The organism is Flavobacterium sp. DSP2-3-1, from assembly GCF_049896865.1.
Taxonomy (GTDB): Bacteria; Bacteroidota; Bacteroidia; order Flavobacteriales; family Flavobacteriaceae; genus Flavobacterium.
Genome location: NZ_JAFCVD010000007.1, coordinates 82013 through 98560, shown reverse-complemented (window position 1 = coordinate 98560; position 16548 = coordinate 82013). Strand labels below are relative to the sequence as shown.

Annotated in this window: 11 protein-coding genes; 8 read left to right on the top strand and 3 right to left on the bottom strand. The window is 35.0% G+C overall.

Annotated elements, in window-relative coordinates:
- Positions 1 to 439 precede the first annotated feature (439 nt).
- Both ACP7AT_RS09595 and ACP7AT_RS09590 read right to left on the bottom strand, forming a co-directional pair.
- On the bottom strand, positions 440 to 658 hold the full coding sequence (locus ACP7AT_RS09595) for a hypothetical protein (RefSeq protein WP_426064109.1): 219 nt from the start codon (positions 656 to 658) through the stop codon (positions 440 to 442).
- Between the two features lie 52 nt (positions 659 to 710).
- Positions 711 to 6026 carry a reprolysin-like metallopeptidase gene (locus ACP7AT_RS09590; protein ID WP_426064108.1) on the bottom strand — a complete coding sequence of 1772 codons (5316 nt, stop codon included), beginning with the start codon at positions 6024 to 6026 and terminating at the stop codon, positions 711 to 713.
- Between the two features lie 330 nt (positions 6027 to 6356).
- Here ACP7AT_RS09590 and ACP7AT_RS09585 point away from each other — a divergent pair, with 330 nt between their 5' ends.
- The 5 genes from ACP7AT_RS09585 to hemL all read left to right on the top strand — a co-directional run bounded on the left by ACP7AT_RS09585 (position 6357) and on the right by hemL (position 12249).
- Positions 6357 to 6695, top strand: a complete 339-nt coding sequence (locus ACP7AT_RS09585) for a hypothetical protein (protein WP_426064107.1) — start codon at positions 6357 to 6359, stop codon at positions 6693 to 6695.
- 473 nt (positions 6696 to 7168) lie between these two features.
- The gene (locus tag ACP7AT_RS09580) at positions 7169 to 9001 is read left to right on the top strand and encodes a T9SS type A sorting domain-containing protein (protein WP_426064106.1); all 1833 of its coding nucleotides are present in this window, start codon (positions 7169 to 7171) and stop codon (positions 8999 to 9001) included.
- A gap of 90 nt (positions 9002 to 9091) precedes the next feature.
- On the top strand, positions 9092 to 9988 hold the full coding sequence (locus ACP7AT_RS09575; protein ID WP_426064105.1) for a 1-aminocyclopropane-1-carboxylate deaminase/D-cysteine desulfhydrase: 897 nt from the start codon (positions 9092 to 9094) through the stop codon (positions 9986 to 9988).
- Positions 9981 to 10919, top strand: a complete 939-nt coding sequence (locus ACP7AT_RS09570; protein ID WP_426064104.1) for a glucosaminidase domain-containing protein — start codon at positions 9981 to 9983, stop codon at positions 10917 to 10919. The genes ACP7AT_RS09575 and ACP7AT_RS09570 overlap by 8 nt, the downstream gene beginning before the upstream one ends.
- 43 nt (positions 10920 to 10962) lie before the next feature.
- Positions 10963 to 12249 (top strand): glutamate-1-semialdehyde 2,1-aminomutase, encoded by a 1287-nt coding sequence (gene hemL / locus ACP7AT_RS09565; RefSeq protein ID WP_426064103.1) that lies wholly within the window; start codon positions 10963 to 10965, stop codon positions 12247 to 12249.
- A 65-nt stretch (positions 12250 to 12314) separates the two neighbouring features.
- Here hemL and ACP7AT_RS09560 read toward each other — a convergent pair whose 3' ends face one another.
- On the bottom strand, positions 12315 to 12779 hold the full coding sequence (locus ACP7AT_RS09560) for a hypothetical protein (RefSeq protein ID WP_426064102.1): 465 nt from the start codon (positions 12777 to 12779) through the stop codon (positions 12315 to 12317).
- Between the two features lie 195 nt (positions 12780 to 12974).
- On the opposite strand from ACP7AT_RS09560, the gene ACP7AT_RS09555 reads away from it, so the two are divergent.
- The 3 genes from ACP7AT_RS09555 to ACP7AT_RS09545 all read left to right on the top strand — a co-directional run bounded on the left by ACP7AT_RS09555 (position 12975) and on the right by ACP7AT_RS09545 (position 16534).
- A complete protein-coding gene (locus tag ACP7AT_RS09555; RefSeq protein ID WP_426064101.1) occupies positions 12975 to 13463 on the top strand; it encodes a c-type cytochrome in 489 nt (162 codons plus the stop codon).
- A gap of 16 nt (positions 13464 to 13479) precedes the next feature.
- A complete protein-coding gene (gene nosZ, locus ACP7AT_RS09550) occupies positions 13480 to 15453 on the top strand; it encodes a Sec-dependent nitrous-oxide reductase (RefSeq protein ID WP_426064100.1) in 1974 nt (657 codons plus the stop codon).
- Positions 15454 to 15517: 64 nt separating this feature from the next.
- Positions 15518 to 16534, top strand: coding sequence for a nitrous oxide reductase accessory protein NosL (locus ACP7AT_RS09545; RefSeq protein WP_426064099.1), 1017 nt, complete (start codon positions 15518 to 15520; stop codon positions 16532 to 16534).
- Positions 16535 to 16548: the final 14 nt, after the last annotated feature.

The following is a 16548-nucleotide window of genomic DNA, read 5'->3' as shown; positions in this document are numbered from 1 at the left end:
TGTGCGGCAAAATTAATTAATTTTTCTTACGAAATCACATGTTTAGCTATAAATGTTTACATTATTTTATGCAGTTTATCTGATTTTTTATGCATTTTATCGATGATATTGAAATTATTAGGTAATTTCATTAAAATAGTGATAAAAATTTGTCTTTTAGGGACGTTGTTTTAGCTAAAATAATTAATGCTTAGGAACTTGCTAATTAGCTCATGAAAAAGAGTTTCAGATACTGTTTTTGTTCTCTGTTAATGTAAGATTTTATGTATCATTTAAACGATGATTTTAAAAATGGAACTCAAAAAATATAAATCTTGCGAAAACTTGAATTATTTTTACCCTTATGTTAAAAGGCTCTAATCAAAACGGTAAATGTGATTTTGATTAAAGCCTTTATTTTTAATTTTTAAAATACACCTGGTAAAATTTGACTTGTTAATTAGACTGTTTGATGTTTTCTGTATTTTCTAAAAGTGTAAAAGGCATAAACAGTCCCGGCAATTGCCAGAAGGATTAATTTTCCATTTATTGGTGCAGCCGGCGCGTCATTACCTTCTAAATTTCCACTATCTGAATCATCACCGGGCGCAGCAAACATAATGAAGTTAGTTAGTAAACAAAAACTGGTAATGTAAAATTTTAGTAAGGTATTTTTCATTGATTATATTTTATTGACTAATGATGTGGTTTGTTGAAACAAGTTAAACTACCTAATAAACTATTTTTTTTGTTACTATTTTGTTTTGATTCGATGTTATCTGTACTAGCACTGTTTGGTGCGCTCCTCCAAAATCTTTAATAGAAGTTGATTTGGCATTCACTTCATTTTGTTCAACAAGTAATCTTCCACGAAGATCAAATAGTCTTATTGTTTTCATTTCAGTTGTTCCGGAATTAATATGTAAAACTCCTTTTTGATTATAAATTAGTATTGAGTTAGCATCAAATACCGGAATTTCAATACCTAATGATTCACTGGTTTTGTAAGTCAACCTAAAACGATCGTTAAATGTGCCTTCGTTTGATGAAAAAGAGTAACTGCTTTTTTTCAAATCGGTAACGATACCTGTTAATTGATCATTTAAAAAGATATTTTGATTGTTTGCAAATAATCCATCAACTTGGTCTAAAGCGATGGAGTAACTTCCGCTTGTGTTAGTTTTAAAGGAAAGCGGAACGATATCGGTATCTGAAAAAGGTAAGCCTTTTCCCTGGATAACAAATTCCTCGTTTTCAATTAAGGAATTTAAAGCAATTGGATTGTCGTTAATGTATCTGCCATCGATTGCGGCATCAATCCCTGAGGTGGCATCAGTCATGTATGCAAGCATCATCTGGTTTACAGGAATAGTTTCTTTGGAAAGGTTTAACCAAATTCTATTTCTTTCTGCCGATTTGGTTTTAAAAAACTGATTGTTGGTATTGGCCAACCGCATTGCATTAGTAAACGAAATAGAGGAAGAGGTAGCTTTTGCAATAAAACCTTGGCCTATCTGAATGATTCCATTGGGAACAATACTACTTGATCCTCCCGCATTAGCCGTTCCTCCCGCGGTTGTGTAGGTGGCGTAAGAAGAAGTCAAGGTGTTGTTTGTTTTTCTCCAAAAATATAAGGCTTCCGTAATTCCATTTGCTGTTATAAAGGTATTAGCATTTAGAGTTGAAGGATATGGGTTTCCTATTGCATTGTACTTGTTAATAGATACAGGGAGATTATAATTCCCATTATTTGGAACTCCTTGAAATTGCCCTTCCCATATAGTTGCAGTGGTAGGATGCGTATTTGGTAGACGAATTAAATAACCCTTTCCTAATTCAAAGTTAGTTGTAGCAGGATTAGCTACACTTACATAGAGGTCAGTTAATGGATTATAGGTATAAAAACGAGTTGACAAAGTCAATGGAGAGAAAGATTGTAATTGCTGTGTAGCTACTGGAGAAGCCCACATTATGTAATCCTGTCTCATTAAAGGAGAACTCTGCCTATTGATTTTGATACTTCCTGAGTTAGTATTTGTGTTTTTAATTTGAATTAAGTTGGTGTTATTTTCAAAGGTTAGAGAAGCACCTGGACTTACCGTTACATCTCCATAAATATCTAAATTAAAGCCACTTTTTACAAGTACTACAGCGTTATTATTTACAGTCAAACTACAAGCAGAAAAATTAGTAATGGCGGTATAATCAGCTGATATGATTACGCCTGAAGAGGCGGTCGGTAAACCATCACTCCATAAAGTGCCGTTCCAAGTAGTAGAACTAATAATGACATTTTGATTGGCAGTCACAGATTGCCCGTTTCCATCGCTAAACTTCCAAGTTATTACCGTTGTTCCAGATGTAGTGATAGGAAAAGTTGTTATGGTGGTTCCTGTAATTGTCCCTCTACACGCATCAGTTGTTGTAGGGCTTACTGGAGTTACCGCACATTGACCAGTTATATTTGCTAGGACGGGAACTGTGGGTGCGTTAGTATCATCTAGAACTACCGTTTGTTCTTGAGTTGTTATATTTCCGTTTCCATCATTATATGTCCAAGTAATGATAGTTGTGCCTTGCGCAGTAATAGGGAAAACGGTAGGTGTAGTTCCAGAAATTGATCCGTAACAATTGCTTGTGGCTGTGGGCACAGACGCAGTAGCCGAGCATTGTGCTATTACATTTGTTAGGGTAGTGATGTTAGGTATGGGAGCGCCACAAACATTAATGTTGTAAGTTTGTCCACCCAAAAGAGCTAGATTTACCCCGTTGACACTAAATTTAAAACTATCTGGATTTGAATTTATTCCATTGTTAGTGTAGCTCAACAAGTTATTGTTGATGTCTGCTTGGGTAAAAATACCTCCAACAGCCATAGCTATGTTATTTAATTTTAAAGTACCATTTACTGGCAATTGGGTAATAGTATATATTAATTGTGCCGTTGTAGCAGTAGGCTGTGTTGCTGCTAATTTTGCAAGAGAAAGTGTAGCAGTTGCCCCTTGTGAAAGGGTTAGGGCATTATTGGCAACGGTAATGTTATTTATTATTTGCAGTTTTCCGCAAATGATAACATTAAATAAACTAAAAGTTCCTCCAGATGTTGCTGCAACCCTATCGGTTGCTAATAAAGTCCAAGTTCCAAGTGAACTTGAACCATTAAATTTTGATAAAGATTGGCTGGCTTGTTTTACACCTGAAAGGGTAACAGAACATGGTACAGGAAGCGCAATTCCACTGTCATCAAATGTTACGTCAAAGTTTGCAGCGTTACAATCTCTATTATAAATTTCGGCAAAAATTCCAGTTGGTCCACTAAATTGCATTTTAAGATCACTTAGTGCGGCGTGTGTGCCCTTCATATAAAAACTCACTTTGCTAATAATTATATTATCTGGAACAGTGATTTTTGCGTTAACCGCATTAGTAGTACCAATTTCCCAAACTGCATTTGGTTCAAAAGTTACATTAGTGTAGGTTTTACATAAATCATTTGCGATTTGAAATACATATACCTCAGAAAAGGAACCACTTGTACAAGAATTTGTTGGTTTTACTCGCCAGTAATTTATCGTTCCTTGTGCTAATAATGTCGTTTGATATGATGTTCCTGTAACGGTTGCCGATTCTGTAATGGTTGAAAAAGTTGGACTGGTAGAAATTTGAACTAAATAGGAGGAAGCACTTGTTAAAGAATTCCATTGTAATAAAGAAGATGTTTGTTGATTTGTTGCCCCATTTGAAGGACTTGCAAGCGTTACGTTTCCAATTGTATTGTCAAAAACATTTAATAAAACAGGGAAGTCAACATTTGCAGTTGTCGAAATTCCTTTTATGGTTATTGGATAATTTCCTGCCGCTACTCCACTTGTATTTGAAACAGTCATCGTAAAAGTACCTGAAATACTTCTGGTTGTCGGTGAGAAGGTTATTGTAGATCCTGCTGGAGCACCACCAGCACTAAATGTTGTAGTTTCTGAAAATGCAGGAGCAGGAGTGTAATTAATTGTGTAAACGGCATTTGCAGGTTTACATACAGATTGGGTGCTTGCCGCTGAAACCATTTCAAACTTGCCGGATTTAATTTCAAAATTAGCATTGGATATATCGAAGAAAATATTGGCAGCAGCCTCCACTTTAATTCTATTTAATTTTCCAATATTGTTTGGAACTATTATATTCGCGGTTCCATTATTTGCCACTGCTGAAGCTAAAGTGATAGGATATGTGTAACCGCCATCAGTAGACAGTTTAATATTCACAGTTGTTGAATAAGTTGCTGTATTTGTACTTGCTACATTCCAGGTTACTGCCTTTGTTTCACCAACATACCAAATTTCGCTTCCAGTGTTTGGAGTTGCTACTAAAAATGGACCTGCAGTTCCAACGGTTATTGCTACGGCTTTGAAATCAGTTCTTCCGCCCAGCGGACTATTATCTCTGACAGTTAATCTAAAATTTAAAGTTCTGGCAACATTCGGTAATACTTCCCAAGTTGGAGTTGTGTTGCTTATAACTGCTGCCAAATTTGGAAAAGTTCGTGAAGGGTCACTAGTAGGCATTAGCGATCTAAAAACTGGTCCTAAAGTATTTGTTGATGTAGGAGGCTGTATCCCACCATCGTCCTTGTCGTATTGTTCCCAAGTATAAGTCAAGGCATCAACTGTATTTGTATCATTTGCACTTCCTGTTAAAATAAATGGAGTTGATTTTGGAATGGTGTGAGCTGTTGGTACAGCCACTATAGGAGCAGCATTTCCTGAAGAAGTTCCAGTTACGCATGTGTGTCCGGCAATTGCCGTTGTCATTTGTTCAATACTTCTGGCATGAAAGTAAGCATCGCTATTCCCTTGTACATTTGGAGCGCAAATTCCAGCATAACCCATTATAGTAGAGGCACTTCCCGGTTCATAATCTTCATCAGTTGCAGGAACCTTCGTGGCAGCAAAACAAGCATTGTAATATGTATGTCCAGCGCCAAACTGGTGTCCTATTTCATGGCATACATAATCAATATCGAAAGGGTCGAATTGAGGGGTTACAATACCTGTTACACCACGTCCTTTTGATGCTGCTGTACATGGACCAGTTCCCGCAATTCCGCCACCACCTGTACTAAAAACGTGCCCAATATCGTATGTCCCAACGGTGATTAATCCAGTAATATTTGTTGTGTTTGAGCCAAGCATTTGAGAGCCATCGTAGTTATCATAAGGATCGGGATCTGGAGATGCGTCTTTATTGAAACCATTGATATAGATCAATCTGTCATTACTGGCCACAATTTGAAAAACAACCGATAAATCTCTTCTAAAAATACTATTTACACGAGTAATTGTGGTGTTCATTGCGGCCAAAACCTGTGCGATAGTATTGCCGTAATATAAAGAGTATGCTGATGTACAGGCTAATGCAAGTCTGTAGGTTCTTAGATTTCCATCTGTAGCGGAAGATATTTTAGCATTAGAAGATAATTTTGTATTATTTATTGTTTCATCTATTATAGCATTACAAACAAAGGAATCATCTGGACCTCTTTCATAATCGGTTCTGTCATAAACAATGTAATCGTTTACATCGTTTTTTGAATAAGGATCGATGTAAATAGTTTTTTCACCAGTAATAACTCCTGTAAAACCCTCAGGAGATATGCTGATATGAATTTTATTTAATGGATTTTTTTTGCTTACACCATAAAAGGATTGAATTTCTGGGTATTTAGCTTCTAGGTCTGGATGTAAAACACTAGTTTTTTCTATTAGGAAACTTTCAGTTGTTCCATTTTCAAGCGGAAAATCTAAAAGTAAAGTTGTCGCTAATTTATTATTTTGGCCTCTTTTGGATGCAGATTTAAAGTTTGTTTTCAAAGATTTAAAATCTAAGGAAAATACTTTGTATTTGTTTGGAATAATTTTTCGGTCAGGTTTGGAAACTGTTTTTGATAATTCAGAACTATTTTTAACCTTCCAATTATTGATAGATTGTGCGGCAGAGAATTGGTAACATAACGAGATAAAAAAAAAAGTTATAAGAGTAATTTTTTTCATAGAATTTTAATTTTGGAAGCAAAAATATATTAAAATTTTAACATTTCAAATAAAATTATCGCCAAAAAGGACTATTTATCCGGTAAAAGTGTTTTTTTTAGTTAATTTTTTTATGAAATTCATTTTTGTTAAGAATAAAATTTAAAATAAATTTTATTAAATTTTGTATTTTTTAGAAATTTCATTGGTCTTATTATCCTTAAATAATTGTTCTATATATGAATATTAATTTTTTTAGGATAATTAAATTGCCTGATAATATTTCAACTTTTCAATTTAATTTTAGTAATTTGCTAAATAATACGTTTACATTTATAATCTGAGCACACAATGTTTCTAATTGTTACTAAACATTTAATTCCCAAGGGCTATCATGGATTGGCCGTATTTCCTTTTGTATTTATAAAAAATAGTGCGGATAAAGAAAATATGGTTTTTTTAAATCATGAAAAAATCCATCTTCGACAACAAATGGAACTTATAATAATTCCTTTTTTTGTTTTCTATTTGACAGAATATCTTGTTCGTTTAGCTCAATATAAAAATGCTGACTTAGCGTACAGAAACATTAGTTTTGAAAGGGAAGCTTATGTAAATGAATCTAATTTAGAATATTTAAAAAAGAGACCTTTTTTTAGTTTTTGTAACTATTTGTTTTTGGAAAAATAGTGTTTATTTAAAAACAAATTATACTGCATTAAGATTTTTACAGTTTGCTTTTAGTTGTCATTCTGATTTCTTTTCGCTAGGACTTTTTACGCCTTAAAAAGTATCAATCTCCATCAATTAACTCTTTTTTTGTTGAAATTTTTTTTACTGTGCTTTGTCATTATTTCACCTTTCTTGTAAATTTAATTATGTAAGAAATTATACAATATATATTTAAAAAGATGTATTTAAACGATTTTTTATACTTTTTGTCGGTAATATTGCTCTTTCCTATTGTCTTTTTTTTGTAATTTTATATGAAAATATTAATCATTACATCCTTTTATAAATATAAATAAATAAAAAGACTACAAATAATTAATTTTTAAGCTTAATAGTTTCATTTTAAGTCGTGAAACTCTTTGATTTAATTTAATGCCATACCGTGTTAAAATAATAAATAATATTTATAAATTAACTTAATTCATATGTTTATGCACTCAAAAATACTTAAAAAATCACTGCTTATTGTGACTGGAATTTTAATTCAGAACAATGTCAGTGCCCAGATGTATATAAGCCCTAATAGTTATATTTTTGCCAGTAACGAAGTTGTTTTTATCAACCAACAGTTAGAACTAAATGCAGCTACCAGCAATTTTTATTTGAGGGAAAATGGACAGCTTTTGCAAGGATTAACTTCCATCGGTACAAATAAAGGATTGGGTAGTTTATCTGTTTTTCAGGAAGGAACAACTAATAATTTTCAATATAATTACTGGTGTTCTCCAGTGGGAGCAACGAATATTACTCAGGGAAATTCTCCTTTTGGAGTGACCCAACTTAAAGATGTTGCCAGTTTGATTACCTTTAATGAGCCATCAATATTACCAATGAATAATTACAATGGTGCAGCGAGTCCTTTGTCGATAGCCCCATATTGGATAAATAAATTAACCATTTCATCAAATTACTCCAGTTGGATTCAGGTAGGATCTAGTTCCAGTTTGAATGCTGGAGAAGGATTTACAATGAAAGGAACTTCGGGAACTAATGCTACAACAGTAAATGGGGTTCACAACAATCCGGGAAGTAAACAGCGCTACGATTTTAGAGGAAAACCGAATGATGGCGTTATTGCAATATCCGTTGCAATTGAGCAATTTACTTTGACAGGAAATCCATATCCATCAGCAATTGACTTATCCGCCTTTTTAATTGGCGAAACAAATTGTACCGGGATTGCTTATTTTTGGGAGCAAGATCCCACAGTTAATTCTCACTTTATAGCGGATTATAAAGGTGGTTATGGTGCTTTTGCTCCAGGTACTTTGGGAAGCGCAGGAGTTTATGTTCCTGCAACTTTTTATTCGTATGATGGTTCTGGAAATGAGGGAGCAGCAGGAGCGTCAGGAAAAAATTATGAAAGACGTTTTTCGCCAATAGGTCAAGGTTTCTTAATCGATGGTGTCGCAAACGGTTTTGTTCAAATGAAAAACAGTTATCGAGTATTTGTCAAAGAAGAATTAAACAGTTCATTAGCCAAGTTGGCGGGGAATATTACTACACCAAAAAACAATACTGGTTACATGGCTAAAACACAATCTGTATCAGGATTTGACTATACAACAGTAAGTTTAGCACCCACTCCACAAATAAAATTCAATACGTTGATGAACAATCAAGGAGTGCGGCAATTGGCTTTGACCTTAATTCCTGAAGCGACTGATGGAATTGATCGTGGTATGGATGCCATGTCTTCGAGTGATAGCACGCCAGCAGATGTTTACTTTGTTTTAGAAGGCGCAGATTTTGTTATTAATGCCATGAATTTTGACATTGATAAAAAAATATCCATTGGTTTTAGAAACGATAGAGCCGCTAATTATAAAATTACAGTAAAAGAAATAGTTAACTTTAAGGAAGTAAATACGGTTTATTTGCACGACAAAGTAAAAGATTTATTTTATGATATTAAAAATGACTTTCATGAATTAGATTTGCCGGCGGGAGAGAACAATACTCAGTTCGAAATTACCTTCAAAAATAACAGTACTCTGGGCGTTGAAGATGCAGCCACCGAGAATTTTATGATTTTTCAAAATAATTTAACGAAAAATTTAACAATAGATAATCCTTTATTGATGGATCTTGAGACCTGCGGTTTATACGATGTAGCGGGTAAATTAATTTTTGTTAAAAAAGATTTAGGGGTGGATACTTCATACAAATTTTCAACTTCAGGTTTAGGGGATGGAATTTACATTGTAAAATTGACCACGAAAGACAAATTAGCGGTTGGTAAAAAAGTGATTATTAAAAACTAAAATTCAGAAATGAGAAACACAGAAATGCAATCCATGGAGGTTGCACTTTTTATAATAGATTAATTTTATCTTTGTAAAAAATAAAACAGTTTGAATCAAAAGTTAATTACGGTGTTTCCGAACTTTATTTCAGTGCAAATCAAAAGGGAAGATTTGATCCATCCATTTGTTTCGGGTAATAAGTTTAGAAAATTGAAGTATAATTTGCTTCAGGCGAAAGTAGAAAATCAAGAAACGCTGTTGACTTTTGGAGGAGCTTTTTCGAATCACATTGCCGCGGTAGCTTTTGCCGGAAATGAAAAAGGATTTAAAACTATCGGGATTATTCGCGGAGATGAATTATCGGGTAAAGTTTCTGAAAATCCCACTTTATTATTTGCGCAAAATTGTGGCATGCAATTGGAATTTATTTCAAGAGAAGATTACCGCTTAAAAAGTGAAGGTTCTTTTTTGGAAAACTTAAAACAAAAATTTGGACGTTTTTATTGCATTCCAGAAGGCGGAACTAATGATTTAGCCATCAAAGGATGTGAGGAAATTCTAACTCCGGAAGATGCTGATTTTGATTACATCTGTTGTTCAATAGGGACTGGCGGAACTATTTCGGGAATTATTAACAGTGTTTTACCGCACCAAAAAGTTTTAGGATTTCCTGCTTTAAAAGGTGATTTTTTAAAAGGGGAAATTCGTAATTTTGTCCAAAATGACAATTGGGAGTTAGTAACGGACTATCATTTTGGTGGATACGCGAAAGTTAATGAAGAATTAATTGTGTTTATCAATCACTTTTATCTAGAAAATCAAATTCCTTTAGATCCAATTTATACTGGAAAGATGGTTTTTGGCGTTATAGATTTGATAAAAAAGAATTATTTTCCTGCAAAATCAAAAATTTTACTTATTCACACTGGTGGAATTCAGGGAATTCAAGGAATGAATATGAAATTAAAAAACAAACAATTACCAACACTAGATATCTATGTTTAAAAAAATCCTACTAATTTTTACAACGATAACGATGGTAGGCTGTAATGCCACAAAACCAGTTATTACAACAACAAAAAAAGCGCCGTTAAAACCAAAAACGGAAATAGTTCGTAAAGTTAAAAAGACAATCGGTACAAAAGCATCAGTTTTAAAGGTGCCTGTAAAACAGCCGATTACAACAAATCCACCCAAACAAGTATACACAAATCAGGTAACGGAAGTAATTGTATCCACTTCACAAACAGTGGTTAGCAGCGATGTTGTGGCTAATTATATTACTAAATTTAAAGATATTGCAATGGATAACATGAAAGTTTATGGTATTCCTGCAAGTATTGTTTTAGCTCAGGGAATATTGGAATCTGGTGCGGGAAGGGGAGATTTAGCAGTAACCGCTAATAATCACTTTGGTATAAAATGCCATGAAGGCTGGACCGGCGAAAGTGTAAAACACGATGACGATGCTGCTCAGGAATGCTTTAGGAAGTACGATAATGTATCCGAGTCTTACAAAGATCACGCACTGTTTTTAACTGGCAGAAGTCGGTATTCTAAATTATTTGATTGCTCAAAAGGCGACTATAAAGCTTGGGCGAGAGGACTTAAAGCAGCCGGTTATGCAACGGACCCAAAATACCCGGATAAGCTAATATCATATATCCAACGATACAAATTGCATCAATATGATGATCAGGTTTTAGAGGTGGATTATGTTTTGAAATCCAATCAAATGATTGAAGACTTGAAAATTGAACCAAAAAATTCAAAAATAAATAGAGATAAGAATCTGATTTCATACGTGGTGCAAAAAGGAGACACGCTATATTCTATTTCAAAAAGATTTAATTTAGAGATAAAAGAGTTAAAAGAAAAAAACAATCTGGTAGAGAATGCGCTTTCAATTGGACAACAGTTGGAAATTTACCAATAGTTTTATTCTTTGAAATGTATCAAATATAAAATCCAAATTTTAAATGTTATATCACAGAAGTAGTCAGCTTTTTGCTGAGGCAGAAAAAGTAATTCCAGGAGGCGTGAACTCGCCGGTAAGAGCATTTAAAGCAGTAGGCGGAACGCCAATTTTTGTAAAAAGTGCCAAAGGCGCATATTTGTACGATGAAGACGGAAACCGTTTGATTGACTATATCAATTCATGGGGACCAATGATTTTAGGACATGCTTACGAACCAGTTGTACAAGCTGTGATTGAGAAAGCGAAGTTAGGAACCTCGTTTGGAATGCCTACAGAATTGGAAACACAAATTGCAGCTTTGGCTGTGTCGATGGTCCCAAATATCGATAAAATCAGATTTGTAAACTCTGGTACCGAAGCCTGTATGAGTGCTGTAAGATTGGCTCGCGGTTTTACCAAAAGAGATAAAATAATAAAATTTGCAGGCTGTTATCACGGTCATTCGGATTCGTTCTTAATACAGGCGGGAAGCGGAGCAATTACTTTTGGTTCACCAAATAGTCCGGGAGTAACTGCAGGAACGGCCAAGGATACTTTGCTGGCACAATACAATGATTTAGAAAACGTAGCTACTTTAATCGAAGCAAATAAAAATGAAATTGCTGCCATAATCGTAGAACCTGTTGCGGGCAATATGGGTTGTATACCGCCTAACAAAGGCTTTTTGGAAGGCCTACGCCAATTGTGTACCGATAACGGAATTCTATTGATTTTTGATGAGGTAATGACCGGTTTCAGACTCGCCGCTGGTGGGGTTCAGGAATTGTTTAATATAGCGGCTGATATCGTTTGCTTCGGCAAAGTAATCGGTGGAGGATTGCCTGTTGGTGCTTTTGCCGCTCGTGCGGAAATCATGAATTATTTGTCTCCGATCGGTCCCGTTTACCAAGCAGGAACATTGTCTGGAAATCCGTTGGCAATGGCTGCAGGATTAGCGATGTTACAAGCATTAGATAGTGATCGTGCTATTTTTCAAAGATTAGAAGAGAAAACAGCGTATTTGGCTGCAGGGATTGATAAAGTGTTGAAAGCAAATAACGTTACATTTACAATCAACAGCATTGGCTCAATGATTTCGGTTCATTTTGATGCTGCTCCGGTGGTTGATTTTCATACAGCAGCAAAAGGAGATAACGAAACGTTCAAGAAATTCTTCCACGGATTGTTGCAGGAAGGAATTTATATCGCGCCTTCCGCTTATGAAACGTGGTTTATTACTGATGCGTTAACGTATGAGGATTTAGATTTTACCATCCGAGCGATAGATAAAGTTTCGAAAACATTTTAAACGCAAAAAAGCCCCAATTTTGGGGCTTTTTTATAAAATAAGATGAAATATTGCAAGTGGACAGATTATTTTTTATCAATCATTCTTGCTGGTTTTCCGTCTTTATGGTGCACCATTCTTTTTTTCATTGCGTGATGTCTTTTCCCTTTAATGTCCTCCCATTTTTTGTATTGGTCAGCTGAAAGAATTTTTTTCATTCTTTCTTTCATCACAATTTGCTCGTCTAACATTTGATTTTTCTTAACAAAAAGCTCGGCAGCAGTAAGTTGTTTTTTAGCCGAATCTTTGCTCGCTTTTCTCTCCGCCATTCTAGCATCTCTTTTGGTACTTTGTTCAGCAATAACTGTACTCATTTCTTTTTGCTGAGAAGCATTCAAATCTAATTCCAAAGTCATCTTTTTTAATTGCAATTGGTTTCTTTGCTCCAATGACATTTGCTCCTTTGGAGGTCTTTCTGTAACTACTTTTCTTTCTTGTGCAAAGCTTGTCATTCCGACAGCTAATAATGCAGCGATAAATAATTTTTTCAATTTGTGTTGTTTTAAGTTTTATGGATATAAGACAAGGATAGGTTTAAAAAGTTTAATCGTTAACAAAAGTTTATCGTTTGGTTTACCAAGTTCAGTTAAAAAAACGGAAAGAAATACCGAATTAAGTATGATTCCAGTCATAATTAATGCGCTAATCTAATCGCAAATTTGTTAAACAATTCTAAAAACAAATTTATGTACAAATTAACTTTTTTTGTAGTTGCATTCGTAATGTTGACTTCATGTGGTGATAAAACCAAAACCAACGATGATTTTTCAAAAGATACTGCTGCACCTTCTGAAGAATCTGCAACAAATCCAACCGATGCGGTTGCGTATGATCCAAACAGAGGTATCGGAAAACACACCTCAGTAGATCTAGGCGATAAATTGGATGAGGCAATGGCTGCCGAAGGCGAAAAAATACAATCCGTTAAATGTTCTTCTTGCCATAAGTTGACCGATGAGAAATTAGTTGGTCCAGGATGGAAAGGCGTTACTCAGCGACAAAAACCAGAATGGATTATGAACTTTATCACTAATCCAGATCCAATGATTGATAAAGATCCAGCACTTCAAGCGCAACTGGAACTTTGTTTGGTTCGTATGCCAAATCAAGCTTTGACGGATACCGATGCCAGAAACTTGTTGGAATATATGCGTAAAAATGACGGAGTAAAATAATTTAACTCAAAATAACATGAACAATATTTTTATAAAAACAAGTCTTTCCATAGTCTTGGTCAGTGCATTTTTTGGTTCTTGCAGACCTAAAGATACTGCAGATGCCGTAGGAGGTGACGCAGCTCAAAAAGTCTATGTCGCTCCGGGAAAATATGACGAATTCTATAATTTCGTTTCTGGAGGTTTTAGCGGACAAATGAGCGTATATGGTTTGCCAAGTGCACGATTATTGAGAGTAGTTCCAATATTTTCTCAAGATCCGCAAAGTGGGTATGGATACAGTGAAGAAACAAAACCAATGTTGAATACCTCTCACGGTTATGTGCCTTGGGACGATCAGCATCATTTGGAATTGTCTCAAACTAACGGTGAGGTCGATGGTCGTTGGATTTTTGCAAATGCCAATAATACGCCCAGAATTGCCCGTGTGGATTTGAAAACGTTCAAAACAGTTGAAATAATTGAATTACCGAACAGTGCTGGAAATCACTCTTCTCCATTTATTACCGAAAATACGGAATATGTGGTAGCTGGAACCCGATTTAGCGTACCTACTGATAATGCTAACGGTGATGTGCCTATTAATACTTACAAAAAAAATTTCAAAGCCTATTTGAGTTTTGTAAAAGTAGGGAAAGCAGGTGAGATGGATATTGCTTTCCAAATTGAAGCGCCGGGAGTAAATTTCGATTTAAGTCATGCCGGTAAAGGCAAATCTCACGGTTGGTTCTTCTTTTCTTGTTATAATACAGAGCAAGCCAATACTTTGCTGGAAGTGAATGCTTCACAAAATGACAAAGATTATATTATGGCTGTGAACTGGAAAAAAGCGGAAGAGTACATTAAAGCCGGAAAAGGAAAAAAGGTAAAAGCTAAATACGTACACAATACGTGGGATGAAAAAACGCATACGGCAAAGTCTGAAATGAGAACGGAAGTATTAGTATTGGATTCTAAAATATTAAAAGATATTTGCTACATGATTCCCTGTCCAAAATCACCACATGGATGTGATATTGATCCTACGGGAGAATACATTGTGGGTAGTGGAAAATTGGCGGCTTTGATTCCTGTTTTTAGTTTTGACAAAATGAAAAATGCGATTGCTAAAAAACAATTTGATGGCGAATATGAAGGTATTCCGGTCATCAAATATGAAGCAGCGTTGTACGGGGAAGTTAAAAAACCGGGATTAGGACCGTTGCATACTGAGTTTGATGGAAAAGGAAATGCGTATACGACTTTCTTTGTTTCTTCAGAAGTGGTGAAATGGGACATTAAATCATTAAAAATTTTAGACAGAGTGCCTGTTTATTATTCTCCTGGACATCTTTCTATTCCTGGTGGAGACAGTAAAAAACCATTCGGTAAATACATGGTAGTTTACAACAAAATCACCAAAGACAGATACTTGCCAACAGGACCGGAATTAGCACAAGCTGCCCAGTTATTTGACATTAGTGGTGATAAAATGAAGCTTTTGTTGGATTATCCAACTATTGGGGAACCACATTACGCTCAATCTGCTCCCGCTGATTTAATCAGAAACAATGGTCAGTTAAAATTTTATAAAATCGAAGAAAACAATCACCCTTATGTTGCCAAAGGAGAAAAAGAAGCCAAAGTTATCAGACAAGGAAACCAAGTTCATGTTTACATGACTTCCATACGTTCTCACTTCGCTTCTGATAATATCGAAGGAGTAAAAGTAGGGGATGAGGTGTATTTCCATGTCACTAATTTAGAACAAGATTGGGATGTACCCCATGGATTTGCTATAAAAGGCGCTGACAATGCCGAGTTGTTAATCATGCCAGGTGAAACAGCCACTTTAAAATGGATACCGAAAAAAGTAGGGATATTTCCTTTCTATTGTACTGATTTTTGTAGTGCGCTGCATCAGGAAATGTCAGGATATCTAAGAGTTTCTCCAGCGGGAAGTAGTGTTCCCCTAACGTTTAGCTTAGGAACAAATATGCCGGCTAAATAAGAATCACTTCAAATTCAAGAGGGAACAAATTATTTAGTTTGTTCCCTTTTTTAATAAAAAAATCATGAATAATCCAAAAATTTCAACGCTTTCAAAGGTGATGCTTTTGTTGGTGATGGTGCTATTAGTGTCATCTGTTTTTGTTCCAATGTGGAGAATTGAATTGTCAGCTCCTCAATATCCCGAAGGTTTAGTATTGCAGTTGCATGCTAATAAAATTGGTGGAGATGTCGAGATTATTAATGGATTGAACCATTATATTGGCATGAAAACCCTGCATAAAGAAGATTTTATAGAGTTTACTGTATTGCCTTACATCATTGGTTTTTTTGCATTTTGTGCTTTGGCAGTTGCGATAATTGCAAAGAAAAAAGGACTCTATGTCTTGTTCATTTCATTTATTCTTTTTGGAATATTAGCAGGAGTCGATTTTTACCGATGGAATTATGAATACGGGCATAATCTGGATCCGAATGCGGCAATTAGAGTACCGGGGATGTCGTATCAGCCGCCATTAATAGGATACAAACAACTCCTGAATTTTGGAGCGTATTCTATTCCGGATATTGGTGGATGGATGTTACTCGCTTCAGGATTTTTATTGTTTTTATTAGTTATCAAAGAAACTAATCTATTGAATAAATTTAAAAAATCAAATACAACGGCAGCTTTGTTTGTCTTTTTATCTTTTTCTTTTTTTTCCTGCGCCAAAACGGAAGTGGTTCCCATTAAATTGAACGTTGATTCGTGCGATTTTTGTAAAATGACTATCGCCGATGGTAAATATGCGGCCGAAGTGATTACTGAAAAAGGAAGAGTTTTCAAATTTGACGATATCATGTGTATGATGCATTATGGGAAAGAAAATGCCAACACAAAAATGACCGCTCATTATGTGAATGATTATACCCAAGATAATGTTTTAATTCCTGCCGAAACTGCTTTCTTCCTTTCCGGAGGAACGATTCAAAGCCCGATGAGAGGCGGCGTTATTGCTTTTTCTTCTGAAAATGAAGCAAAGGGATTTGGAATAAAATTAAAAGCAAAACCAGTTACTTGGGAAGCTGTAATTACAAAATAAAACAGTCGTTTTTT